This window comes from Zobellia sp. OII3, assembly GCF_002211465.1.
In the GTDB taxonomy this organism is placed as follows: domain Bacteria; phylum Bacteroidota; class Bacteroidia; order Flavobacteriales; family Flavobacteriaceae; genus Zobellia; species Zobellia galactanivorans.
The window spans coordinates 16,017-40,304 of the sequence record NZ_MWRZ01000017.1; the positions used below are offsets into that span (position 1 = coordinate 16,017).

At 40.9% G+C, this 24,288-nt stretch carries 22 protein-coding genes and 1 pseudogene; 4 read left to right on the plus strand and 19 right to left on the minus strand.

Annotated features, from left to right (window positions below):
* The first annotated feature begins 159 nt into the window (after positions 1-159).
* A complete protein-coding gene (locus B4Q04_RS21520; protein ID WP_088698059.1) occupies positions 160-2,532 on the plus strand; it encodes an outer membrane beta-barrel protein in 2,373 nt (790 codons plus the stop codon).
* 124 nt (positions 2,533-2,656) lie between these two features.
* Here the strand turns inward: B4Q04_RS21520 and B4Q04_RS21525 are convergent, their stop codons facing one another.
* The 15 genes from B4Q04_RS21525 to B4Q04_RS21600 all read right to left on the minus strand — a co-directional run bounded on the left by B4Q04_RS21525 (position 2,657) and on the right by B4Q04_RS21600 (position 19,853).
* Complete coding sequence (locus B4Q04_RS21525) at positions 2,657-4,297, minus strand: fibronectin type III domain-containing protein (protein WP_088698060.1); 1,641 nt, start codon at positions 4,295-4,297, stop codon at positions 2,657-2,659.
* 224 nt (positions 4,298-4,521) lie between these two features.
* Complete coding sequence (locus B4Q04_RS21530) at positions 4,522-5,193, minus strand: hypothetical protein (protein ID WP_013994556.1); 672 nt, start codon at positions 5,191-5,193, stop codon at positions 4,522-4,524.
* Between the two features lie 38 nt (positions 5,194-5,231).
* A complete protein-coding gene (locus B4Q04_RS21535) occupies positions 5,232-5,966 on the minus strand; it encodes a hypothetical protein (RefSeq protein ID WP_088698061.1) in 735 nt (244 codons plus the stop codon).
* 50 nt (positions 5,967-6,016) lie between these two features.
* Complete coding sequence (locus tag B4Q04_RS21540) at positions 6,017-6,820, minus strand: hypothetical protein (protein WP_088698062.1); 804 nt, start codon at positions 6,818-6,820, stop codon at positions 6,017-6,019.
* Between the two features lie 354 nt (positions 6,821-7,174).
* Positions 7,175-8,674 carry a pyridoxal phosphate-dependent decarboxylase family protein gene (locus B4Q04_RS21545; protein ID WP_013994559.1) on the minus strand — a complete coding sequence of 500 codons (1,500 nt, stop codon included), beginning with the start codon at positions 8,672-8,674 and terminating at the stop codon, positions 7,175-7,177.
* Between the two features lie 269 nt (positions 8,675-8,943).
* Positions 8,944-9,855, minus strand: coding sequence for a helix-turn-helix domain-containing protein (locus B4Q04_RS21550; RefSeq protein ID WP_088698063.1), 912 nt, complete (start codon positions 9,853-9,855; stop codon positions 8,944-8,946).
* A gap of 14 nt (positions 9,856-9,869) precedes the next feature.
* Positions 9,870-10,733 (minus strand): SDR family oxidoreductase, encoded by an 864-nt coding sequence (locus B4Q04_RS21555; protein ID WP_088698077.1) that lies wholly within the window; start codon positions 10,731-10,733, stop codon positions 9,870-9,872.
* Positions 10,734-11,060: 327 nt separating this feature from the next.
* On the minus strand, positions 11,061-11,468 hold the full coding sequence (locus B4Q04_RS21560) for a hypothetical protein (protein ID WP_088698064.1): 408 nt from the start codon (positions 11,466-11,468) through the stop codon (positions 11,061-11,063).
* Positions 11,469-11,520: 52 nt separating this feature from the next.
* A complete protein-coding gene (locus B4Q04_RS21565; protein WP_088698065.1) occupies positions 11,521-12,141 on the minus strand; it encodes a T6SS immunity protein Tdi1 domain-containing protein in 621 nt (206 codons plus the stop codon).
* Positions 12,142-12,276: 135 nt separating this feature from the next.
* A complete protein-coding gene (locus B4Q04_RS22550) occupies positions 12,277-12,465 on the minus strand; it encodes a hypothetical protein (protein WP_123772415.1) in 189 nt (62 codons plus the stop codon).
* Between the two features lie 525 nt (positions 12,466-12,990).
* Entirely contained in the window at positions 12,991-13,455 is a 465-nt protein-coding gene (locus B4Q04_RS21575) for a PepSY-like domain-containing protein (RefSeq protein ID WP_161496098.1), read from the minus strand.
* A gap of 822 nt (positions 13,456-14,277) precedes the next feature.
* Positions 14,278-14,688, minus strand: coding sequence for an immunity 70 family protein (locus B4Q04_RS21585; protein WP_013994568.1), 411 nt, complete (start codon positions 14,686-14,688; stop codon positions 14,278-14,280).
* Between the two features lie 17 nt (positions 14,689-14,705).
* On the minus strand, positions 14,706-16,109 hold the full coding sequence (locus B4Q04_RS21590; RefSeq protein ID WP_088698069.1) for a pyridoxal phosphate-dependent decarboxylase family protein: 1,404 nt from the start codon (positions 16,107-16,109) through the stop codon (positions 14,706-14,708).
* A gap of 138 nt (positions 16,110-16,247) precedes the next feature.
* Positions 16,248-17,072 carry a hypothetical protein gene (locus B4Q04_RS21595; RefSeq protein WP_088698070.1) on the minus strand — a complete coding sequence of 275 codons (825 nt, stop codon included), beginning with the start codon at positions 17,070-17,072 and terminating at the stop codon, positions 16,248-16,250.
* Between the two features lie 354 nt (positions 17,073-17,426).
* Positions 17,427-19,853: an outer membrane beta-barrel protein gene (locus B4Q04_RS21600; RefSeq protein ID WP_088698071.1), complete on the minus strand. Its 2,427-nt coding sequence runs from the start codon at positions 19,851-19,853 to the stop codon at positions 17,427-17,429.
* A gap of 20 nt (positions 19,854-19,873) precedes the next feature.
* Here B4Q04_RS21600 and B4Q04_RS23105 point away from each other — a divergent pair, with 20 nt between their 5' ends.
* From B4Q04_RS23105 to B4Q04_RS21610, 3 genes are read left to right on the plus strand one after another with little or no spacing between them, the layout of a single operon-like run.
* Positions 19,874-19,996 carry a hypothetical protein gene (locus B4Q04_RS23105; RefSeq protein ID WP_262507919.1) on the plus strand — a complete coding sequence of 41 codons (123 nt, stop codon included), beginning with the start codon at positions 19,874-19,876 and terminating at the stop codon, positions 19,994-19,996.
* 53 nt (positions 19,997-20,049) lie between these two features.
* A complete protein-coding gene (locus B4Q04_RS21605) occupies positions 20,050-21,213 on the plus strand; it encodes a sensor histidine kinase (protein ID WP_088698072.1) in 1,164 nt (387 codons plus the stop codon).
* Complete coding sequence (locus B4Q04_RS21610) at positions 21,194-21,964, plus strand: LytR/AlgR family response regulator transcription factor (RefSeq protein ID WP_088698073.1); 771 nt, start codon at positions 21,194-21,196, stop codon at positions 21,962-21,964. Before B4Q04_RS21605 ends, B4Q04_RS21610 begins: the two co-directional genes overlap by 20 nt.
* A gap of 32 nt (positions 21,965-21,996) precedes the next feature.
* On the opposite strand, the gene B4Q04_RS21615 is transcribed toward B4Q04_RS21610, so the two are convergent.
* The 4 genes and pseudogenes from B4Q04_RS21615 to B4Q04_RS22995 all read right to left on the minus strand — a co-directional run.
* Entirely contained in the window at positions 21,997-22,860 is an 864-nt protein-coding gene (locus B4Q04_RS21615) for a GNAT family N-acetyltransferase (protein WP_088698074.1), read from the minus strand.
* A gap of 36 nt (positions 22,861-22,896) precedes the next feature.
* The gene (locus B4Q04_RS21620; protein WP_088698075.1) at positions 22,897-23,892 is read right to left on the minus strand and encodes an AAA family ATPase; all 996 of its coding nucleotides are present in this window, start codon (positions 23,890-23,892) and stop codon (positions 22,897-22,899) included.
* On the minus strand, positions 23,885-24,169 hold the full coding sequence (pnuC, locus tag B4Q04_RS21625) for a nicotinamide riboside transporter PnuC (RefSeq protein WP_088698076.1): 285 nt from the start codon (positions 24,167-24,169) through the stop codon (positions 23,885-23,887). Before pnuC ends, B4Q04_RS21620 begins: the two co-directional genes overlap by 8 nt.
* Positions 24,166-24,288, minus strand: a pseudogene (locus tag B4Q04_RS22995) (IS5 family transposase); the annotation flags it as partial. The pseudogene B4Q04_RS22995 and the gene pnuC, both read right to left, overlap by 4 nt.

The window sequence follows — 24,288 nt, forward strand, 5'->3', positions numbered from 1 at the left end:
CTTTTGGGAAAGTTGTGCAGGCTATTCGAAAGACATTTAAAACAAGAACGTAAATAGCCGAAATTGTAATTGATGAAGCTAAAACCACACTTTAGTGTAAAAACAAGAATGCGTGATTGAAATATCTTCGTCCGAAGATATTCTTATACGATATTTTATATGCATATTTTTAAGAGCGTGGCCGTCTTTTTTGTACTGAAAATCGGTATTTTATCGGCCCAGAATAGTGTGTCAGGGAACATAATTGATACATCGGGACATCCCCTTGCCTTCGCCAATGTAGTACTATACGAGGCATCAACCAATACTTTGGTAAAAGGGGCGGTAAGCGATGATAAGGGATATTATCATATTAAAGGGATTCCTGATTCTACCTACTTGTTGGAAGTTTCCGTACTAGGGTTCAAGACAATAAAGTCTGAAAATTTCTCGCTTTCGACGGAAAACAAAAATGTAGAAATGAACTTTAATCTAGAGGAACAGGCCCAATCCTTGAACGAGGTAGTCGTGACAAGCAATCGCCCGGTAATCCGACAAACGGCGGAAAAATTAATAGTTGATTTGGAGCAATCCGAAATGGTGAGTTCCAATCTACAGGATGTTATGAAGAAGGTGCCGGGGATTATCGTTACCAATGGCAACATTACTTACGGCGGGCAACAAGGCGTGACCATTTTGATCAATGGCAAGACGACCGAGTATATGGATATTTCATCCTTGTTGCGCGACCTCCCCGCAGACAATATCGCAAAGGTTGAATTGGTGCAACAACCTGGTGCCGAGTTTGACGCTGAGGGGTCAGGTCCATTGATCAATATCATCCTCAAAAAAAATGTAAGACTGGGCACGAATGGAAACCTGAAACTTTATTCGGGATATGATAATCGACCTGAATATGGGGTGAGTGGTTCAATTACCAGTTACAAGAACAAGATCAATTGGCAGGTAGGTGCCGGTTATAGAAAATCGGCGTGGAGGGAAGACCTTTTTATTACTAGAAGGGTAAATGGGGAGATTTATGACCAATCGACCATTTCACCCTACAATCCAAAAACGTATCGCTTCAATGGGGGATTAGACTATTATATAAATGAGCATCACACCATAGGGTTTGGAACACGGTTTATTCATACCGATTCCGATAGGATTGCATCTAACAGTACGCAAATTATTGAGGCATCATCATCGGAAACCTTGCTCACGGAAAATAGCTTTGACCGTAATAGGAAAACCTATAACATAAACCCGTACTATAAGTTCGAAGATGAACAAAACAAGTTTATTCTAGATTTTGATTATGTTGATTATACTAACGACAATGTTAATGATTTATATCAGCTCGGGCCGAGTGAAATATCATACGACGACCAACGGTATTTTCAGAATGGGAAATATCGAATATTGACCTATAAGGGAGACTATAAACGTACTTTGGGGGAAGGTTCCAATTGGATGTTCGGAACTAAATATTCTAGGGTTTCCACTGATAGTGACTTAAGTTCTTTTTTCCGGAACACTGATGGTAATTTCATTTTGGATGCTGACCAAAGTAATGGTTTTTTAGTGGATGAAGATATCTTGGCCATATACTCTAAAATGGTGAAAAAATGGGAAAATTGGTCGTTTTCCGGCGGGTTACGGTGGGAAAACAGTTATACGAAGGGGACATCTACAAATCTAAACGAGGTGAGAAGTAGAAGGATTTCGAAATTATTTCCTAGTGCCAGTATCGATAGAAAAATCAATGACAAACTGGGGGCTAACCTGTCGTATAGCTATCGAATTTTAAGGCCTTCTTATAATTCCCTAAATGCATTCGTCTATTATTACGACCCCTATACCTTTGAGCAAGGGAACCCGAATTTAAAACCTGAATTCACCAATAGTTTCCAATTTAATTTGACTTATGACAATCAACCGTTTTTTAGCGTAGGATATAAAAATACAGACGATGCCTTGTTCGAAATAATATCGCAGAACGATGTCACGGCCCAAACCTCTAGGTCGGTAATCAACCTTGCCAAAAGAGAGAATTGGAGCTTTAGGGGTTTTGCCCCTGTAGGCTTTCTTGAGGGCTTGGACGGTTATGCCGGAATTATCGTAAACTATAATAAATATGAGTCGGAGAGTTTGGCCCCAAAACTCGATTTGGATAAGTGGAGTTTTACGTGGTATACCAACCTGGAGTATAGCCTGCCTTGGGATATCAATTCAGAATTGACGGGATACTATACCACTGGGGGACTTCAAGGGCAAATAGAACACGATTGGCTAGCGGGACTTAGTTTTGCCCTCGGCAAAAAGTTTATGGATGATAGGTTAAAAATAAATTTAGGTATTGAGGAGATTCTGAATCGTAAATTTATAGGTAGTATTAACTATGATACCATTGATGCCGATATTATAAGTGATTGGTCCCGTCAAAATGTATATTTTCAATTGGCCTATAATTTTGGTTCTAATTTTAATAAGGAAAAGGCAGAAAGAAACCCTTCCGAAGAGGAGCAAGACCGAATAAAGGATAATAATTAAAGCTATAGTGCCTTCTAGACCTCATTTTGACTCGGTGAAATTGGTATGCTTTCGGAAAGTATTTTTCGTATTCGACCCCGGAATCGCACGGTGATAGAGGGGGGAGGAAAGCTAAAAAACAGGCTTACTCCAATTTTACCACCCAATAGTCCCATTGGCCTTTGCCTGTACCGCTGACATCTCCTCCGATACCTTGTGTATAACCGGCTACGATATAGCCATCGTCAGTTTGTTGAACGGCATTGGCGTAATCGTTTTCCGGACTTCCAATACTTGTTTCCCACGTCAATTCACCGGACGAATTTAGCTTTACGATCCAATAATCGAGAAACCCTCCATTCGTGGGACCGCTCACATCAAAGTCGGTTGTTCCGGCGCTACCGGCAATAATGTATCCTTGGTCCGAGGTTTGCTCGATGGCATAGGCGGTATCGACCGAAGAACTTCCAAGGTTGACTTCCCAAGTTATTTCTCCTGAAGTATCTAATTTTACGATCCAGTAATCCTTGTTTCCGTGATTGGCACTTACGTCAAAATCCGACGATTCGGAATATCCTGCTACGATATACCCCTGATCGGTGGTTTGGTGAATGTCATAGGCATAATCTTCAAGTGAACCTCCTAGATGTTTTTCCCAAAGCAAATCGCCCAAGGCATCCAATTTTACGATCCAATAGTCTTTCTCCCCATAATTACCGCCTACATCGCCATCGATGGATTCGGAATATCCTGCCACAATATAGCCTTCATCGCTGGTTTGTTCAACAGATTTTGCAATATCGAAGGCAGCTCCGCCAAGATGGCTTTCCCACACCAATAGTCCGTCGTTATCGAGCTTTAGTATCCAATAGTCCAATCCTCCCTTATTACCGCCTACATCGCCATCGGAGGAAGCTGAAAAACCGGCGACAATATATCCGCCATCCAAGGTTTGGGCTACAGAGGTGGCTTCCTCATTGGAACTTCCGCCGTAATTCGTTTCCCAAATCAAATTTCCGGAACCATCCAGTTTAACGATCCAAAAATCGGCGGCAGAAGCGTCTCCACTAATGTCTTGATCATTGGAGTAGGTCGTTCCAACGACGATATATCCCCCATCTGCGGTTTGCTGTATATCGTTCCCTGCCTCATCACTTGATCCCCCTAGGTTGGTTTCCCATAGCAAATCCCCTGAGTTACTTAGTTTAGTGATCCAAAAATCCCCTCCCAAATAATTTTCCGCATCGTTGTTGCCCCCTACGTCACCATCATCGGATTCGGAAGTGCCCGCTATGATATAACCGCCATCGACCGTTAGTTGCAAGGAATTGGCCATGTCAATTTTAGAACCCCCAAATGATTTTTCCCAGGCGATGGAGACTCCGTCAGTATTGATTTCTTCTTCTTCTTCTTCTTCTTCTTCCTCCGTTGTAAAGGCAAACGTAGCCTCTGATGTATTGCCGTTGCCGTCGGAAGCCACTACCTTGCCCTTATAATCGATTTGGGCGGTAAGGCTTTCTAAGGGGAAACCGGTCGTTTCCAGCTTCGTCTTTAGTTCATTGCCCTCTAGAAATAGGGTATAGCTGACTAGGTCGTCATCGGGATCTACAGCGGCATTCCAGCTCAATAGGGCGCTATTTTCGGTTATTTGGGAAACTTGCACCGTAAAAGTGCCGGGCTTTTGGTTTTCGGGTGTAGGCTTTGGGCTATCATTGTCATCGTTATTGCAACCAGTCGCAAAGAGGCCAATGAGGGATACGACGGATAAAAAAAGATACTTTTTCATAGGCGATATTTTTTACCCCAAACATGCCGGCCCATTTCCGTAGATTACGGGACGAACGTACCATGTGCATAGGGTTGGGTAAAAGTAGAAAGGGGAGGGAACTTCAATGTCCGGATAGTTTGGGTCTCAAAGAATCGACACTGATTTGGGTTTCCTTTTCTGGAGGCCATTAGGAGGTTTGTATCCCTATATAATCGGAAAGGATACGTTTGTTCCCCCAAAAACTATTGCTGAATTTTAAAATTGAGGTCGAATGTGGTCTTACTGTCTAGAAAATCGACTATGATGTAGTAGCCCTTGAGTTTACCCGCTGTGTTTAAATCGGCTTCAAAAGGGTAGGTCGCCTCACTATTCTCATATTGAATGCTACCCTCCATTGTATCATCTATTAGAACATAGGTTCCATTAAAATAATTGGGATCCTGTATATCGCCATTGTCCAATTCGTTTTGTGTATAGCCGCTAAAAGTACCGTCCGCCTTAAAAACCATTTCCATAATTTTGAATATCGTCTCGCTAAAAGCTATACTCGATGCATAGGTCCCCTTAAAAGTCCCTTTAAATTGATTGTTGATGGTTAGGGAGGCTACATTCTTACCGGCGTTGTTTTGTGCGGAAAGTGTTATGATATGTACGCCTACGGGCAATGTGCGGTCCCACGATAATTGTCCGCTTTCTACATCGAGGGAAAGGCCTTGAAGGGTGTTTTCCAATCCGAATTCCCCTTGTTTACCGTTCCATTGTACTTCGGGCAAGGGACTTTCCCCTTTCTGAAAATAACTCGTATTGAGAATGGGCGATACCTTAAGTTCTGGGGGTAATACGACCGTATCATCGCTTTTCGAACAAGCGAAGAATAGAAATGCTGCGATGGGAATGAAGTATGATGTTTTCATAGTATTTATTTGTGAAGGCAGTGTTGATGGTTAGGTTTTCAATCCCATTTAAATAAAAACTTTCCTTTGGGATCTAGAATTTCCCCTGAAGCGTCTTTTTCGTCACCATAGGTTCCTATAAGCGTTATTTCTTCCTGATCGTCTACCTGGCCCTTCATATAAGTCGTTTCACCGTTGGAGGTGTATTCTATGGCTATGGCCGCGTCTTCCAGGTTTTCCCAAGTGCCCGATGCCGAAAATGTGGGGTCGTCAAAATCTATCATGCCAAAGGTCTGGTCTTCATTGAGGATAATCCCGAACTCTGAAGGAATGGGTGAATTTGGTATTTCTTCGGGGTTTCCGGCGATAAATCCACCGTTAAAATATCCCTGGTCAAACCGATTGACCAACTGTATTGTGGTGCTAACGGATTCCTTATTGTTTTTGGCCGTGATGGTCAGGTCATAAGTACCCAAGGGTAAAAGTCGACTCCAAAAAATGATACCGCTTTCTTCCTCGAATTTGATATGGTTATCAGTAAGGGTTTCGTTTGACGTGAACATGGAAAGTGTGCCCTTTTCGCCTTTCCAGTCAATTTCGTTGGGCCCTACATTACCTCCATTTTTAAAGGTCGTCCGCACTATGGAATTCGGATACCCCAAGGTTATGCCCGTTTCTTCACCAAGGGCCTTTTGTACGGTGCCATCATCGTTGTTACAAGATTGTAGCAGGCCTATACCTATAAAAAGACCAAAACAAGGCCTTAAAATGCTGCGGATGGGTATTGTCTTCATTTGGATGATATTTTTTTCTCTATGTTCGTTGTCTATGGCGAAGCGATTGATCAGTAATTTTCGTAACTAACGGTATAGCTAATGCTCACGCCCAAGGGGTCGTCAGGAAGCATTTTGAAAGCGATCAGGTTTCCGTCGCCATCACGTACTTTCTCTCCATAATCGTAATAGAAAGTGTCCGCCTCAAAACGGTCCAGGTCTTTTTGGTGGAAAAAATAAAGCTCATGGGGAGATAGATAGAAAAGCAATCCATACCATATGGTCAATGCCGGTTGTGGATCTAGATTATGGAAAACGCCTTTTTCGTTTCCTGAAGAGGTCAACTTAAAATAATTGTCACTGATAACCATTTCCGTTAGATGCTTGTCTTGGTCAAACCCCCAACTCATTGGAAAGTTTCCTAAATCCCCATCAAGTTTATAAATATGGTTGTCGGGGTCATAGAGGAAAGTCGTTGGCTTAACATCACCGCCTATGGTGAAAATGATATCTGCCATATCGCCATTTTCATCATAATCAAAGACGGTATCGTAGGTATAGGCATTATCCATGGTATCTACATTCTCTAAAAGTACCCGCGTTACCGAACCTTTGGCATCGTATTCCACCGCTGCTGTCCAATGGATGTCATTATTGTCTTGGTATAATATGATATCGATGGCCGTTAGTTGTTGTTCTTTATCGTAAGACATGGTGTATGTTCCGGAACGCTCATGGCTGTATACAACAGAGATAACTTTGGGCAAGGGAGTTTGGTTTCCTATTTCAGGTACTGTCGGACTGTCTTTATCTTTCGAACAGCCCGCGAATAGCAAGATGATCAGTACCGTTTGTAGTATGCTCTTTATTTTCATTTTAGGGATGATATGGGATGATATGGGATGATATGGGATGATATGGGATGATATGGGATGATATGGGATGATATGGGATGATATGGGATGAATGATCCGCAAGCTAAGCATTGGAAATAAAAACAAAGTCTTGATTCTTTGACTATAGAAAAATCAGGATAATTTTTTACCACGGTCTCTGGTACGGTAAAGGGATTATGCCATGTGCTTTTTGAAATGCGTATGGCCAAAAACAGGAGGATATATTGCCCCTGGTAGTGAAGATGGCCCAACGGGCGATTCCTTAGGGGACTTCCCGAAAGATAAAGCGTACTTCTGGTTTTAGTGTTTGGCGCCCTTGGGGGTGTACTCCTTTTATTCTGTCTCGGTGTCTTTCGTTACGGCAGATAGTTTTTTATGAAGCTTTGTTCCCACGCTTGTGATGATGCCGATAATTTCTTCAATGTCTTTTTCAGAGGTTCTAAAATTCACGATACAAGCTCTCAAGCAATATTGCTCCTTGACTATGGCATTCGATAAAAAGACCTCACCGCCCGTTTGTAATTCGTTCAGTATGCTTTCGTTCAGGGTATTCAGATAGTCGTTGTCCGTATCATGGTCGATGGGGACATATCTGAGGGTGGTAATGCTCAAATTCTGGGAGACGGCCTCGAGTTCGTTATGTTTCTGGGCGAGGTCGAATAGCATTTTAGAGAGTTCGATGTCTTCGGTGATGAGGGCCTCATAGCCACTTCTGCCGACTTGTTGTAAGCTTAGCCACACTTTTAGGGCCCTAAAACCCCGGGAGTTTTGGAGTCCGTATTCGTAAAAGTTTTGGGCCATTTCGCCATCAGTGTTGCTGAAATTGTAATATTCGGGATGCGAACTATAGGTGTCTATCAGGTGTTGCGGGTTTTTGACTAAGGTGCATCCCGCTTCGAGGGGACTGTACAGCCATTTGTGAGGGTCTAGGGCAATGGAGTCGGCTTCCTTGATTCCTTCGAACAGATGCTTGTATTTGGGCACTATGGCGGCAGGTGCCCCATAGGCACCATCAATATGGAACCACAGGTCATATTTTTTGCAAATAGCGGATAGTTCGTTCAGGTTGTCAACGACTCCCGTACTGACATCGCCCGCCGTACCCACTACCATTAAGGGGGTGTAGTTGTTTTTGAGGTCTTCCTTGATAGTTGTTTCCAGCAGTTGGGTATCCATCTTATTGGAGGCGTCGGTAGCGATCCAACGTATGGATTTCGTGCCCAAGCCAAATAAGATGACCGCTTTTTCGATCCATGTATGTGTGGTTTTAGAGCAATAGACGGTCAATTGGTTCGTAGCGTTTTGAATGCCGTCTTCTTTAATGTTCTTTGGGGATTTGGCCGTTCTTGCCGCCAAGAAAGCCGTAAAGTTCGCCATATTGCCACCACTGACCAACAAGCCTCCGTAGTTTGATGAAACACCGATAAATTCGCACAACCACTTTACTGTTTGTTTTTCGATTTCGGTGGCAATGGGACTCAAGATATGGGCTCCCACATTAGGGTTGACCGAAGCCGCCAATAAATCGGCCAAGGCACCAATCGGAGCGGCTGAAGAAGTAATATAACCTAAGAACTTGGGGTGGCCGTTGAGTAAGGAATGGTTGAACAGTAGATCGGTCGTTCTTGAAATTAGCTCCTTGGCCGGTTTTCCGTTTTCTGGCAATGATGAATGGCCCAATATAGCTTGCAATGTACTCGGACTTTCATTGGGGGTCACCGGTTTTTGGTCTATGGAATGAATAAAATTTGAAATATCGTCAATAAGTTGGTATCCGACTTTTTGAAATTCTTCCCTATTCATGTCAATAGGTGATTTTCTGGTTTTGGCCATAATGCTCGGTTTAGGAATGGTTTAAAAGCTTGGGCTTAGGTAATTTGTTCGAACCCCGGTGGCTATCGGAACGCAAGCAATGAATTTTAGGCCTTGTGCCTGTTGCACAACTCAAAATTTAAAATAAATATGTCAATCCTGATAAGTAATAAAAATAATACCCTTTTAAAATTAGTAAGTTATGATTTTTTTATTTCAAAAGTAAGGGTGTTGGACTCTATGTCGGGTTGTGCAACGGTTACCGTCTTAGGCGGTAGTGTTTTATTTTTTTAGTTAAATGATTCTCGGAATTCAGAGGGTGTAAAGTCAGTTTTACTTTTAAATAATTTGCTAAAAGATTGTATGTGCTCAAAACCTAATTCATATGCAATTTGACTAACCGACAAATCTGTGGTAGATAACTTTTCTTTTGCTAAATCAATTATTTTATCCTGTATGAAATGCTTTGTACTTTGCCCTGTTAAATTTTTTAGTAAACGACTTAAATAATTGGCAGATAAATTCAGTTCATTTGCAAAATACTGAACCGTTGGTATAGCATTTTCTATTAAATTTCCTTCACTATAATAAGCCGATAGCAATTCTTTAAATTGGTTTAAGATCGTGTGATTTGTGATTTTTCGTGTAGTAAATTGACGTTGATAAAAACGTTCTGAATAGGTCAGCAATAACACTAGCTGTGCAATGATTACATCTTGACTGAAATGGTCAATATTAGTTTGATATTCTTGAGCAATATTTTGAATTACACCAATAATCATTTTTTCCTCTTTGTCGGATAAATGCAGTGCCTCGTTTATTTTGTAGTCAAAATATTCATATTCCTTTATTTTTTTTGATAGCTGAGTGTTCCAAAGGAAGTCGGAATGTACAAGTAATAACCACCCTTTATGGCTTAATTCTTCATTCGTTCTGAATTCAAAAGAAAGAACCTGCTTTGGTGACATAAAATGCAATACACCTTCATCAAAATCATATTCCTGTTGACCATACTTTAACTTGGCATTAAAATCTTTTTTTAGAGCGATGGAATAGAAATCATTCGTAATATTTATTGGGCTGGTTTCATTACGTTTAATATCCTCAAATTTTATTATACTAATAAGCGGATGTTCAGGTTTTGGCAAATCCATAACTTTATGGTACTCAGTTATAGATTTTATATTATATGGTTTTGACATAGTGCAATGAATTTTTATAATTCAAAGAGTGTTTTTAGTCCTTCTCTTAGTGTTGTTGGTTTGCGTCCCAATTTATTTTCTAAATCATTGGTTATTTCGTCTTCCTGTCCATTTTCTATATCGGTGTTGAATTCAACTACTTTTTGAAGCATTGGTTTTGGTATTCCTGTTAGTCTCATTCTTTCTTGAAATGTAGAAATATTTACTGGATTGTATTTCACTTCCTTTCCTGAAAGTGTTGTCAATGCCTTGGCAATATCATAAAATGAATAAGCCTCATTGTTTGTGAATTTGTATGTTTTGTTTTGACAATCTTCATTTGACAGCACATTTGCTATTGCTTCTCCCATTTCTTTTCTTAACGCAAAAGCTACTTTTCCATCTCCCGCAGGTTGAAAAATACCCGCTTCAAATACATTTTTGCCTACGAAAATTGGAAGTACATCCATATATAAGGTGTTTCTAAAAATGGTATAATTTAGCCCACTTTTCTTAATATAATCTTCTGTAAGAAAGTGTTCTTCCATAAGTTGATGGGCGAGTGTTTCCCTATTCCGCATTGCCCTACTTGTGTAGGCTATATTTTTGACTCCTGATTTTTTAGCGGTATCAATGACGTTCCTGTGTTGTTGCATTCGGTCGCCTTGGTCGCCTGCTGAAATTAAAAGAACTGTATCTACATTCGCCATCGCACTTTTGAGAGCGGATACATTATCATAATCTCCCTGAAAAACATTTATTCCTTTTGCTTTTATCTCTGATATTTTTTCTTCTCCACGAACAAAGGCAGAGATGTTTTCAGTTGGAATATTCTTTAATAATGTTTCAATGACTGAAAAGCCTAGATTTCCGGTAGCTCCCGTTACTAATATTTGCATAATTATCTGTTCTTGATTTATGCAAAGTTCCATAGTATTTAGCCGATAATTTTAGTCAAATCTTGCCTTGTTGTAATCGTTTTCGACTTTTTTTTACATTACCGACAACAATTGGATATAGTGATAGATGCAATCCTACATAGAGGAACTAAGGTAGGGAAACCTTGAGAATCATAGGTGACGGTTCGCCTAGTGTTCAGGTTTCGGGTCTATGCTACCCTAAAAGAGCCTACTCGTGATATGATTTATTTTACGGGATATACGTGGTGTATGGGAAAGGGGCTTTGTGACGCTTGCAATAGCGGGATCTTGTCTTGAACCCATTCTTTATTCAAAGGGCCAATTTTCTTTCGGGTGCGAAATGACTTTTGGCTTTTCGGGGAGGTTTTCAATAAGGGATTTCGGATAATGATTTGTCATATCATATCGTGAATTTACGAATTCCAAATCAGTACCGAAAAAGCAAGTGTTTTTGATTTTGAGCAAATCGAATATAAGCAAGGGAAAGGTTTCATTAAGAGTTGGTCTATCAAAGGATATTCCGCTTATCCCATCTTCTACTGAGCCTGTTAATGTGGCATATTCGAACATTTCGCCAACACTCGAAATAAATTCTAAGCCAAAACTTCCCGTTTCTATTTTTCCATAGGCGGATAAAATTTGCTCTAGTTCATCAAAGGGTATATGGGCCGAATCGCCATCTTTGAATTTATGGATGAATACGGTGTAGCTCATTTGGGTTTCAATCGTATGGCCGACCTTTGGTATAAAAGTCGTTGTAAGGCTTTTACATGGTCATTTGAAATACAATGTCTTGATAGACCTGGGCATTTCCTTTTTTCAAATATTTCGTTTCCATTGCTCCGCCCAAGGCCAAAATAGGGGTGAAGGTGAATACTTCGTTTTTTGCCAAGTGGCCTTGTTCGGCAATCGCTTGTTTGAATAAAGTTTCCCTTAGCCATTCTTCGCGATCTTCCTCATTAGTAAGGAAGTCTTCAAAAAATGATTGAAGGCTCCATACTACGGTTTCTATTTTTCGGTATTGAATATCTATCATACACACATCTTCGTCCGTTTCCGTTAGTTTCCGATAATAGAACAGCTCCCCAAAAGCACTAATGGCAAAGGGAACGTAGTTTTCTACTTCTTGCCCGAGCCATGTCCATAGCGAAGGCTCAAAATCTTTGGGGTTTACCAATTGGATCAATCCGTTGTCATATTTTCCGAATCCGTTCGATTTCCATAGGTCGATTAAGTATGGGGGGACTTTGTCTTTGTAGGCTTCAATAATGGGCTCGGGAACGGCTGAGGTACTTTCTTCGGCTTTCAAGGCTCCATTCGGTGGCTGCTTTGTTTCGCCTGTCGGCGTTTCGCTGTTCTTTTTGAATATTTTTTTAAAAAAGCTCATTGGGTATAGGGTTTATCAAATGGTAGAATCGGGTTTTTAGCGGTGTTTTATGTCTATGGTTGACAACGGTTATTTTGCGGCTATTATGATTTTAGATACCCAATTTTTTTTCAACTTCAATAATTTCAGTCGTTTCTACTCCTTCTCCGTTTTGAAATTTCCGAAAATCAAAGACGTAAGTAATAAGCCAATTCCGATTCCAATTGGAGCACCTTTAACAAAATCAGGAAATTCCATGAGACGGGATGCTATTGGCGTAATTGTAATTATAAACAATCCAGTTGATATTAAAATCAAGGCTTTTCTTTTCGTTATTTTTTTCATGCTTTAGTTGCTATGGTTTATCCAATACGTAACTCAAACTTAGTTTTTGTTACGATACTTTTTTTCCTGTGTTGCTAAGGCTTCCGTCTGTGCACGAAGCTAAATGCGAAATATTTGTTATCGGTTTTTTATCCATATCGCTGTAAACAAGGGCTGTTTTCAATATGTAATGCATTTCGATAGATACTGACAATCCATTTGGAATGTATTTGCATTTGCAAATACGAGCCTGTATTTGGTTTCGGAAGCTTCGCTTACATTTTTTGTTCTGACTTCATCATAGTTCTTATACCGTGCTTGATGCCTGTTGCAACCACTAAAGTAAGGAATCAAAATCGAATAGAAACCCGGATAAACTATATCGGCCGGTCTTGTTTTGGTATGATGGTAGTGGGAAATACTTTGTGGGGACAAGGAAGCCGGTTTCTAAATGTTTGCAAACAAAAAATAGCTAGGTTAGGGCCTAGCTATTTTTATTATGGGTAGGTTTCTTTTGTTGTACCTACTGCTGGGGGAAAGCGATTATCAGTCGTTGTCGATCCTGATAAAATCTCCGTTCATATCAAATTCCAGTTCAACATTGTTGTCCAATTCTACTTGTTGGTGGTTGAGTTCCAATTCCCAATCCGTAATATAATTATCCGGATAGTGGGTGGCGGTATAGTCGCGTATAGCTTCCGGTAGTACCGAATCGGGAAGTTTTGATGTGCCGTCGATATCAACAATATCCATATCGCTGTTAAACTCTAGACTGGTGTTATCGCTTAATTTGACTTCATAGCTTACGACGTCGTTTTCAGTTTCCTTTTCCGCTTGAAATATTGAGTTATCGCCAAAATGTGTGGTGATGTAGCTCTGGATCGCTTCGGGAATCTCATCCTCACTTAAATAGATATCATTGGAGTTACTGTCGTCATCGTCACTACAAGAGGTAAAAAGGGTTAAAAACGATGCCATTGCGATTACGGGTAATTTTACTGTGTTTTTCATAGAGGGGAATTCAATTAATTTTTTCGTTTTCATTGTAATTTTTTTAAGCTGTTCAATACTGTGATCACATTGATCCTGTCTACATATTTATATGGTTTTAATCAATTATGGGACAAATCTAGGGGCGAAATCTGGAAAGACTTGGGAAAAATGGAAGTTGTTGCGAAGGTTTTAAAGGGGCTGGGCCTTTCGTTTTCTAAGGCATCGGAAATGGGACTTCTAACTCCCTGTCGTGGAACCGCAAACGTTCTGTAAAGGCGGCTCACCTAGTCTTAGCGACCAGGGTTTTATTATTAACAAAAGCAAATTTGAAGGTAGAATCGAGATTATGCAACTTACAATACGTGGACGATTAACGGTACTGCGACAAAATAGTGTTGGCTTTTTGCCTAAACACGGGGCTAAAGTTTAGTATATGTTTTTTCTTGTCCAAAGCTAAATTTGAATATTTCGTTAACCGGTAATTTTCAATTTGGCACCATAGGAAATAGATACTGAACTTTCTGCTTTGTCCTGATGCCTTCATTGGGTTGTATTGGGGCCGTTTTTATTTAGACTAAGCTATTAGTTCAATCAAATCATTTTTAATTCCGTCATAATAAATAATTCGCCTTTTTAGATGCAGGAATAATCGTTTTGCCGATGGTTGCTTGGCATATTTCGTCGGTCAAAATATTTTATAACAATGGGATATAGTTATTGATGCTATCCCACTTACAAGATCTAAGATACTAAAAGCTTAACGTCAAGGTCGGTCAGTTTCCTAGAAGAATAAGGTCATGGATTAGTAAGCGTAGTTTTGTTTTTCGCCTCGGATCTTTGTTATTCAATTGTGATTCCACTTTTTTCAGATTTAGCAGTTTCTATTGCTTGAAAAATCACCTTAAATAAATCTTTTCCGTCCGAAGTCACAAAGTAATTCGACAAGTCGGTAATGTGCGAACTAATATTACCTCCCCAAGGCGGCATTTTGTTCAAGTCAAATTTGTCCCAAACAACTTTTGACGGCTTATGTTTTTTCAACCGCTTTTGAATATCGATTAATTCTTTTTCAGCCCTTTCCAAATTTTCATATTTCAGGTTTCCGTTGTAAAACTCATTCAGTACGGTCGGATATTTTTTTCCAAATAGGCCTTTCGTAAGTCGAATCTCAATGGTGTCAAAAAACGAAGCTAGAAAATCACTCCTTCCAACTTCGTAGCTAAAACTTCCGGTTCTTAAGTGCAGGCCCATTTCGTTTTTTGTTTTGTTTAAATTGCATTTATGATTCGCTGCATTTCTTCACATACCAAGTCCACGTCCTTTTCGGTCGTCCTCCAATTCACAAACGATGCCCTGATCGCTTTTTCGTCATGGTAAAATGTCGGGGTCATAAACACTTTGCCGGAGCCGTTTAATTGGTTTAAAAAAGCATCCAATACATTTTGGTTGGGTTTGCGCTTTAGATTAAAGACAATATTGTTCAATCGAACTGGGGCCAATAATTTAAAATCATGGCTTTCCTCTATTTTCTTCCCAAAATATTGACCCAGACCAATACTGTTTTCTACAATGGAGGTGTAGCCTTCCTTACCATATGCCCTTAAGGAAAACCAAGCCGGCAAGGCCTTAAGGCGTCTTGAGTTTTCGGGAAGAAAATTAAGGTAATTGAAATTCTCCAATGGGTCGCCGAGATAGGGGGCATTGGAATTTTGAAAAGATTCAGTTTGTAATAGGCGATGTTCTTCCTTTACCAGAAAAACGGCACTTTCATAGGGCACGTTTAGCCATTTATGACAGTCAAGGGTTATGCTATCGGAATAATCCCAATCTTCGAGAAAGTGTTTATGGGTATTGGAGCAAGCGGCGAAACCTCCAAAGGCGGCATCGGTGTGCCACCAAAAATTATACGTTTCCTTTAATTTCTTAATGGCCTTAAAATCGTCAAAGTCCACTGTATTTACGGTTCCTGCACTTGAGATAAGGATAAAGGGGCGACCGTTTAATTTTTTGATTTGGGCTTCTAGATCGTCGATTGAAATAGCCTCCCTATGGCCTTCTATGGTTTTTATTTTAACGATGTTATTGCTGCCCATACCTAAAAGGGCCAGTGATTTAATGGCGGAAGAGTGGGGCGTGGCGGTCAGGACAGGTATTTTTTCAGTAATGCCTTCCTTTGCAAAATCCTTGCCCGCGGTTTTTCCGATCCATTGCCTGGCGACCGCTAAACAAGTGAAGTTCGACATCGTGGCCCCGGTGACAAATCCCCCGACATAGGATTTGGGCAGGTCAAAAAGGTCTAAAATCAATTGGATGGTCTCCAATTCTATATTGGCGGAGATATCTCCAGTTCCCTTTATGGCTTGTGGATTTTGGTCATAGATGCTTGCCAACCAGTCTCCCATAATGGAAGCAGGGGTAGAGCCACCAATGACATAGCCCCAAAACCTTGGTCCGGAAGAAGACACTATTAGGGGTTCGAACCTTTCGTTGAATAATTGCAAGGTTTCTCGCCCTCCAAGCCCTTGCTTGTCTAGCCCGAGCGTTTCAGGAATCTTTTGGTGGGAAGAAGTAGGCCTGTCGTCTATTGTATTTATATAATCAAGGCCTTGTGATTTTACTTTTTCGAGAAGGGATTCGAGTTCTGATAAGTCGCTTTGTAATAATTTGTTCATTTTTTTGGGCTTGTTGCCAACAATATTCTATTGTTATCGATACTATCTCACTTACAAGATCTAAGATACTAAAACCCTGACACCCAAGTTCGGTCAGTTTCCTGAAGCCATGAAACTATTGGGCAATTTTTAATGGATTTAATGCGTCCTTTTTTTTAACTCGACCACTCGTTTTCTATTGTTGATCAGACTTTTGGTTTTTGAATAAACCAAGAGGTAGAGGGTAGCGGTCCCGAATGAAATAAGGGTACCTAGGTATATCCCGAACAAGGGGTAGACGATAGATACCGTTAATGAATAAATGATCAAAGAAAACATCCCTATGGGAACGTTTTTAATTACGGTATGTACGTGTTCTTTGGAGTAGGTATAGTGGATAATCAACATTAAGGGGAAAAGGGTCGTGGGGAAGGCAGAGAAAAGCCCCGCCCAGTTGGGGCCCACGAATTTGGGAACACTGGTGATCAGCAAAATGATCAAAGCGGCAAAAAAGGCCCTCACAAAAAGAATCTTAAGATTGAGTTTGGCCTTGGTCTCAATGGTAATGTTCTTGATTTCCCTGAACAGGTAGATGTACAGTAATGCAAAAGCAATAGGTATGGATATCGCTAGAAATATATTGATTTCAATAAGGTGCAATAGCCAAACTATTATAAAATAACCGAGTATGGCCGATAAGGAGGAAAGGAGGATGTTGAGCTTGACAAAGTACTTTGATGCGATGTAGTAAATATAGACAAACGATAGGGCAGCGGTAAGTCCGATCATATTGTAAACGGCACTTTTCGCGGCGTAATCGGGACTTACTTCCAGTCCGAAAAAGAATAAGGTTATGGCGGAACCGGTGGGGTATCCCGATAAAATTCCGGCGACCTTCGGACTCACATTTTCCGCAAGAAGGGATAGGCCGATAACAAAGACAATGGCAACGGCCAATTTAATTAGGAATAGTAGTTCGGTCATTTTTCTCGATATAAATAGATGCTATCCTTTTAACCTTGCAATTGAACATATGGGCGGTAGGTCTTTCTAGGAAAATCCCTTTTTAGGACGGTGCAAAATTCATCAAATTATCATTAATGTTCGTGTTTCTGGGGAGAATTCTTTTATAAAAAAACGAGGTTTATTTCCCCGTGGTACCCTATCGAGGATCGATAAAGGGGATATAATTTGCTTATAGGGTCTTTCTATCCTTCCCCTTGGGTATTGACCATAAGAAGGCGCATCACCACAATCGATGGGATGCGCCTTGAGCAGGCCTATTCCATACACTTGAAAAGGCCTCGAACGGTGTTGGCAATTATAAAATGAGCAAAATTAGTTGCCGCCCACCCGGTTTATTTCCTCCAAGCTGTTTTTTCGAACTTCCCGTTCGGCTTTATTGCCCTTATCAAAGCTATAGCGTAGGTTAAGGCTTAGGGCCTGTTGCCAGAAATATTGTTTGAGGTTAAAGTAGTTTCCGCCGTAAGTGGCATCGACTGTCATGTCCATACTCTTAAAAATATCGGTGGCCCTTAGGGAAACGTTCAGTTTATTGTCCATAAAAGAGCGTTTAATGCCTGCATCTACCCACCATTGGCCGTCGATATTATAAATTCCGTTAATCGTTGGTCCGTTGACCGTAGCACTCACCTCCAGTTTAAAATCCGCTGGAAGGTTGACCTGGTGGTTGGTTTGGGCCATAAAATGGAGGTTGTTGTTATTGATTATTTCGTTGTCCATTTCCATTTTATAGTTTTGGTGGGTTAGGCTCAGGTGATTATTGGTTTGCCAGAAGGAAGCCAATTGGATCGGTGCAATTACCGTGGCATTGTAACTTTTGTAATAATCCAGGTTACTCGTGGTGTATGTAGATTTACCGGTTATGGGATCGGTAGTTGGTTCTTCGGCCATATAGTTTTTCGTGTAATCATAACTCAGTATAAGATTGTACTTTCTAAAAAAGGTCTGCCCTAATTTAATGACGTTGGATATTTGAGGCTGTAAATCGGGGTTACCTACGATAGACGTATTAGGGTCTAGGTAAAACAGAAATGGATTCATTAACTGGTAATTCGGACGGGTAATTCGCCTGCTAAAGGAATAATTCAGTTTGTAATTATCGTTTACTTGCTGTTCAACGGAAACATTGGGGAACAGATTGAGGTAATCGTTATTATTCGTTTGATCGAGGATAAAGGATTGCCCCTGGCCATTGGTTTTTTCTATGCGCAATCCTCCTTGAATATTCCAGGTATCGTTAATGCGGTTGCTATAGTTTACATATCCGGCAAAGATTTCTTCTTCATATCGGAAGTCATTGCTTCCGTCTGGATCTAAAGTACTGCCTTCCCCTATGCCCAAATAGGCCTGCAGCGCACTGTTTGAAATTACCTTACTGGCCTTTACGCCTGTTTCAAGCGTTGAGGTAGGGGACAAGGGTAGGCTGAAGTCGATTCTTGCGGCATAGATATCGAAGTCGGAGTTGCTTTCGTTCGATAGGGTTTCGAAGGGGTCAGAACCATCTTCTGAATACAAATATTGATTCCTGAATTGAGATTCGCTTTCCTTTTGCAACCTAACGTAATCGACATCCGCCGATATGCGGGTTCCCAGCGTATCGAGTTTTCCTGTGTAATGAAGGTTGATCCGTGCATTTCCAAAACTTTCATCCATATGGTTTTTGGCATCGATATCCACAGAGGTATCGTTGTTCATAATTCCAAGGCTTTTAAGGTTCCAGTCTTGCTTGCGGTCTTGGTACGTAAAATTCCCCATGATTCCCAAGCTGTGTTTTTCGTTTAAGTCATAGTCGGTTCCGAGCTTGAGCGATGGAACAAAACGTTTGCTGGTCTGTACCCCATCCTGACTATAATAGCTATAGGTGCTAACCTCCGGAAAGGTTCGGTAAGAGAAGGCATCCCTTACCAAGCCCCGTTGTGAGGCGTCTATGTTTAAAAAGGAGTTCCATTTCCCCTTTTTATAATTTAGGTTGGCACCGCCGTTGAAGAGGGTTTGCCGGCCCATTTTTATTCCGGTATAAACACTTCCGTTTATACCGCTAAGGGTATTCTTTTTTAGGGTGATGTTGAGTATACCGGCACTTCCTTCGGCATCGTATTTGGCCGAGGGGTTGGTGATCACCTCAATGTTTTCGATATTTTCCGCAGGCATGTTTTCAAGTAGGATTTTAAGTTCTTCGGAAGAAAAATAAGTGAGGCGGTCATCTATCATGACGGCGACCCCGTCTTTACCGTTGATCTGAAAATCGCCATTTTGGGAGACGGATACGCCCGGTGCCTTGGTCAGCATCTGGTAAGCGGTGTTTCCTGCGGCAAGGGAGCTTCCTGCGACCCGCATTACCACTTTTCCGTTTTCGGCACGCACCTGGGGCCTCCAGGTCTTTACGACTACTTCATCGAGCATGGTGGTTTCTTCGTTAAGGGTGATGCTGCCAAAATCCTTACTAAATCCGGGACCGGTAATCTCAAATTCCGGGGTGAGGGTATGGGTGTATCCTATGGCGCTAAACTGCAGGTAATACGTTCCGGTAAGCTTGGGCTTCAAACTAAACTGTCCGTCTATATCGCTCATTGTTCCGGTAACCATGGTCGAGTCGGGCAGTTTCATTAAGGCGACCGTCGCAAAGGAAACGGGTTCCTCGTTTTGGTCGTACAACGTTCCGTTGAGGTTCGGGCCTTGGGCCAACAAAAATTGGCTTACAAATAGGGCCATTAATGCGAAAATTAGCTGAAAAAGTTTCATAACGGCAAAATTTTAAGTTGTTGTGTTTTATCGTTTTCAGTAGCAAATATGCCGTGATCGCAGGGCTTGTAGAAGTGGTTTCCGATGAATCGGGATATGGGATAAATGAATCGGGATATGAAGGGAATGAAACGGAAGGATAGGTAAGCGAATTTTAGGAAATTGGCGGTAGTATAAGCATTGAAACCAAAGAAGTATGCAATCGGGAAAGAACAGAAATATTTTATATTTTTATCTTAAACACAAGGTATCTTTTATTAAAGCTAAAGAAGAAAATAATAGCCCAACCCAAGGGGAATCGTCGCGTTCGCGTTTTTCAATGGTCCTTGAAAAAATCGGAATAGCGGCCCTCACCACGCTTGTCGTTTTTGAAACGGTAATCTATATGAACGTGGGGAAGGTGAAGTTCTTTTTCTCTATATATGAGTTGCAAGAACTTTTCTTTGCCTTTGTCTTTCTGCTCACCTTGTTCGGGACCCACAGTTTGATCTCGGTATGGATGAAGCATCGGTTTTTCATGGAAATCAACCGTTTTCTGAAGCTTTTTATTGAAATGTTGATCGTAATTTCCTCCACCTTGCTCATTTATATGGTAACCAATTACCTTCCCTTGGTCCTAATCTTTGGGGAGGAAGGGCTTTTGCCGGTACGTGTGAGAACGGCATTTATATCGGGCACCTTTATCTCTTTGTTCTTCTACTATTTTGTAGAGCGCGAACGGCACAAAAACCAATTGCAGGCCGAAATGCTGCGCTCGGCAAGGCTTCAGAAAGAAAATTATCAAGCCCAGTTAGAGGGACTCAAAAACCAAGTGCAGCCCCATTTTTTGTTTAACAGTCTAAACGTTCTGAGGTCGTTGATCCACAAAGACCCAGGGAAGGCGACCGAGTTTACCCAAAGGCTGTCGGACCTATACCGTTCTTTTCTCGCGTATGGCGATGAAGCCTTGATTTCCCTGGAAAAGGAACTGGAAGTAAGCAAAGCCTATATTTTTCTACTTGAAACCCGTTTTGGAAAGGCCCTGCAAATAAACTTGGACATACCCGAGGATAGCTTATCCTACTTTTTGCCTCCCGGGGCCTTGCAGACACTTATCGAAAATGCCATAAAGCACAACGGGTCCACATCTAAAAATCCGTTACAGGTAAGAATTTATATCGAGGAAGGAAAGTTGGTGGTACGCAACAGGCTTCGCCCGAGGTTTGAAAAGACTACTTCGACAAAAACAGGCTTGAAAAACCTAAAAACGCGTTACAGCTTCCTTTCCCAAGAAGAAGTGGAATGGGTAAGGACGGAGGAGGAATTTATAGCCAGGCTTCCGTTGTTAAAAGTGGAGAATTATGAAAATAGTAATAGTTGAAGATGAGCCCTTGGCCGGAGATGCCCTCGAAGAACTCGTTCTAAAGCTCAGGCCCGATTATGAGGTGTTGACCCGGATCGAGTCGGTCGAGGAAGGCATAGAATGGTTTGATACCCATGATGCGCCGAACCTGATCTTTTGCGACATCCATCTTTCCGATGGCCGGAGCTTTGAGATGTGGCGGGAGGTAAAAATCGACTGCCCTGTTATATTTACGACGGCTTATAACCAATATGCCATAGAGGCCTTTAAGGTCAACAGTGTCGATTATTTGTTAAAGCCGATCAAGGAGGAGGAACTTCAAAAAGCCATTGAAAAGTATGAAAGCCTGCATAAGGAAGCGCTTTCCTCCGAGATGAAAAACTTGCGGAATTTGATTGAAAACTCCGTGTTGGAACGGGGGTATCGCGAAGTCAAGACCAGGTTTATGGTAAAAACCGGGCAGGTGATAAAAAGCATTTCCACGAGCGACGTAGCTTATTTTATTGCGGAAGAAGGCGTGGTGCTGTTGGTCAATTTTAAGGGGAACCGCTTTGTGATCAACTATACCCTAGACCAATTGGAAGCGCAATTGGACCCCCAGATGTTTTTTAGGGCCAACCGTCAATTGGTGGTAAACATCCAGGCCGTAAAGGAGGTAACGCCCTATTTTAAAGGTCGCCTGTATTTACTCTTGGAACCGGCCCCGGACGGAGACCAGGTAATCAGTAGCGGAAAGGCGAACGCTTTTAAGGAATGGTTGGATATGTAAGGACTTGGCGGACTTCCGGGCTCGTGCCGTGCTTACCCTTGATTGCTATGGTTTTTGTTCAATTCCAGTTCCATTTCTACTTGTTCAAGATGGTTTTCAAGTCCGATTTGGTTAAAAAAAGCGTTTATGGCCTTTGACTTTTTATCTACATTGATTACTGAGAGTGTATTTCCGTACTTTTCGTTTAGTCTTAAAATTAAGGCGGAAGCTATTCCCTTTTTTCTGTGATCCTTGCTGACGGCAATTTGATGTATCCGTTGGCTAACTGGGTTAAAAATAAGATATCCGACGAACTGATTTTCTATAAAAGCACCTAAAGAAATGTTGGTATCTTTTAGGGCGGTGAGAACGTTCTTTGAGTTTTGCCAAGTAGGGAAAACCTCCCAAAAGGATTCCATCAACGGCCAGTTATAGTGCTGTAATGGCTTGATTTCGATGTGCTCGGTCGTTTTTGAAATTTCAACGTATCCCTTGTAGCAAGATAGTTCTCTTTTAATTTTAAATCCGGATTTTTTATAGGAGGCGATTGCTGGAATATTCTTGGTAATCACTTCAAGTAGAAGAGTGTCTATTCCTTTTTCAACGAGAACGGGAAGAATGAATCGATACATCTGTTTTGTTAGTCCCGACCCTCTTTTTTCCGGAATAACCCCGGTCCCTCCGTTGTACACTATTTTTTTGTGGTCAATGCTGTCGTATCCGTGTAAAATGAAGGCTATCAGTTTTCCATTGTCAAAGACCCCGACCGATAGGTCAAGGTCAATTTTATCCGCAAGCATTTTAGCGCTTAGTTGTTCTTCGGTTAGTTTAAACGAAATGAAATAGTCGGAAAAAGCATGGTTAAAAGCTTGTAAGATGCTTTTTTTATCTACGCCTTCTAAAGTTTTTATTTCCATTTTAGGGGTTCGTAATTGCAATCTACTTATACCGTATTATACCCTTTGTTCGTTTTTCTTTATAATCAGGTCAATTTCCATTAAGGCGCTTTTAAACCGTTGTTTCCACCCACCCTTTATTTCAACAAAATCAATATGCTTTTCTTTTAGGATTTTTCTATTTGACAAGTCCAATAAATTCCTGTTCAATTCGCTCAAACGTGTTCCATCTTGCTGAAATTTCACGTCATTATTGAGGTAGAGATACAGGTCGGCTTTGTTTGAGTTATAAATTGGATCATCTACTTTCAGGTCTTTGTTGAAAATGAAGTTTGCGTATGACATGGTTGTGTGGATATCGGTGTCAATTATAATCAGGGGACTTTCACCACATTTTTTTTGGTTGATTCGCTTTGCGTGTTCCGATGCCACTAGATGTAAGTCTTCAAATTCAAATGAATTGGAATTAGGAATAAGGTCTCTACCGGCTTCTTTTACCAGGCTGCTGTTGTAATGCTTCGCAAGTTTTTCGGCGAGTGTGGTTTTTCCGGTACTTTCAGTTCCAAGTATGACCACCTTAATGGCAAAGTAAGGTTTTACACTTGGGGGCAAAAATTTCCAGTTTGAAAATAGATCATTCCGAACAGCAGTAGCGGAAACGGGATAGCGTTGTTTGGGAATGTCAAAAGGAATATGCTTGATTTTCATAAATGAAGCAACATAGTCGCCATATTCTTCCGATGTAATTACCAAATCATGGTCAGGGTATAATTCCTTGAATATTTCTGACCATAAACTTGAAACTTCTCGGGAAGATTTTGATGTATTTGGTAAATCGGATTCACTATAACTGAAGGTGTTGACTTCAATGTTTTGTGTTGATTTAAACGTATCTTCAATCCAATTTTTTCTTGTTTCGGAAGGGATTTTTTCCCTGTCGCTGCAACAAACTAAAACAGATAGATGGTCGCACTTCGTCAAAGCAAAATTTATCATTGCTTCATGTCCTTTGTGAAAAGGCATAAACTTCCCGAAAATAAATGCTTTAACCATTACTTAATTGTCTTTTCCAATTAAACAATCCAAACGTTGCTAGGCACAAGAAAACAAAGTATTCCAAGCTTAAAAAGACAATTCCTTTTTTAAAAAATAGGAATACACAAACCAAATCGACAACAATCCATAAATACCAAGTTTCTATTTTCTTTTTGGCCAGCAAAACGGTAGCAATAATACTTAACACCATTACAAAGGAATCGGCAAACGGATAAGAGGCTTCAAATTTGAAATAGAACGGTAAATACAAATGAATTTTACTAAATGAACTCATTTAAACTTTTTTAGTTTGATTTTTTTCAGGGCGATTACGATGAATGATAGGTAGTTGAACCCTTTCCAACTCTCAACGGAGGTATCGAACCTGTTGAGCAGTGACCTGAAACTGTCGAT

What these genes read in the sequence shown, in the direction of transcription:
- B4Q04_RS21575 (WP_161496098.1), bottom strand. Translation starts at nt 13,455, where the DNA reads ATGAAAAACACAGTAAAATTACCCGTAATCGCAATGGCATCGTTTTTA.
- B4Q04_RS21595 (WP_088698070.1), bottom strand. Translation starts at nt 17,072, where the DNA reads ATGACCGAACTACTATTCCTAATTAAATTGGCCGTTGCCATTGTCTTT.
- B4Q04_RS21525 (WP_088698060.1), bottom strand. Translation starts at nt 4,297, where the DNA reads ATGAAAAAGTATCTTTTTTTATCCGTCGTATCCCTCATTGGCCTCTTT.
- B4Q04_RS21620 (WP_088698075.1), bottom strand. Translation starts at nt 23,892, where the DNA reads ATGGTTAAAGCATTTATTTTCGGGAAGTTTATGCCTTTTCACAAAGGA.
- B4Q04_RS21555 (WP_088698077.1), bottom strand. Translation starts at nt 10,733, where the DNA reads ATGCAAATATTAGTAACGGGAGCTACCGGAAATCTAGGCTTTTCAGTC.
- B4Q04_RS21600 (WP_088698071.1), bottom strand. Translation starts at nt 19,853, where the DNA reads ATGAAACTTTTTCAGCTAATTTTCGCATTAATGGCCCTATTTGTAAGC.
- B4Q04_RS21610 (WP_088698073.1), top strand. Translation starts at nt 21,194, where the DNA reads ATGAAAATAGTAATAGTTGAAGATGAGCCCTTGGCCGGAGATGCCCTC.
- B4Q04_RS21550 (WP_088698063.1), bottom strand. Translation starts at nt 9,855, where the DNA reads ATGTCAAAACCATATAATATAAAATCTATAACTGAGTACCATAAAGTT.
- B4Q04_RS21605 (WP_088698072.1), top strand. Translation starts at nt 20,050, where the DNA reads ATGCAATCGGGAAAGAACAGAAATATTTTATATTTTTATCTTAAACAC.
- B4Q04_RS21590 (WP_088698069.1), bottom strand. Translation starts at nt 16,109, where the DNA reads ATGAACAAATTATTACAAAGCGACTTATCAGAACTCGAATCCCTTCTC.
- B4Q04_RS21545 (WP_013994559.1), bottom strand. Translation starts at nt 8,674, where the DNA reads ATGGCCAAAACCAGAAAATCACCTATTGACATGAATAGGGAAGAATTT.
- B4Q04_RS21540 (WP_088698062.1), bottom strand. Translation starts at nt 6,820, where the DNA reads ATGAAAATAAAGAGCATACTACAAACGGTACTGATCATCTTGCTATTC.
- B4Q04_RS21530 (WP_013994556.1), bottom strand. Translation starts at nt 5,193, where the DNA reads ATGAAAACATCATACTTCATTCCCATCGCAGCATTTCTATTCTTCGCT.
- pnuC (WP_088698076.1), bottom strand. Translation starts at nt 24,169, where the DNA reads ATGAGTTCATTTAGTAAAATTCATTTGTATTTACCGTTCTATTTCAAA.
- B4Q04_RS22550 (WP_123772415.1), bottom strand. Translation starts at nt 12,465, where the DNA reads ATGAAAAAAATAACGAAAAGAAAAGCCTTGATTTTAATATCAACTGGA.
- B4Q04_RS21565 (WP_088698065.1), bottom strand. Translation starts at nt 12,141, where the DNA reads ATGAGCTTTTTTAAAAAAATATTCAAAAAGAACAGCGAAACGCCGACA.
- B4Q04_RS21560 (WP_088698064.1), bottom strand. Translation starts at nt 11,468, where the DNA reads ATGAGCTACACCGTATTCATCCATAAATTCAAAGATGGCGATTCGGCC.
- B4Q04_RS21585 (WP_013994568.1), bottom strand. Translation starts at nt 14,688, where the DNA reads ATGGGCCTGCACTTAAGAACCGGAAGTTTTAGCTACGAAGTTGGAAGG.
- B4Q04_RS21615 (WP_088698074.1), bottom strand. Translation starts at nt 22,860, where the DNA reads ATGGAAATAAAAACTTTAGAAGGCGTAGATAAAAAAAGCATCTTACAA.
- B4Q04_RS21520 (WP_088698059.1), top strand. Translation starts at nt 160, where the DNA reads ATGCATATTTTTAAGAGCGTGGCCGTCTTTTTTGTACTGAAAATCGGT.
- B4Q04_RS21535 (WP_088698061.1), bottom strand. Translation starts at nt 5,966, where the DNA reads ATGAAGACAATACCCATCCGCAGCATTTTAAGGCCTTGTTTTGGTCTT.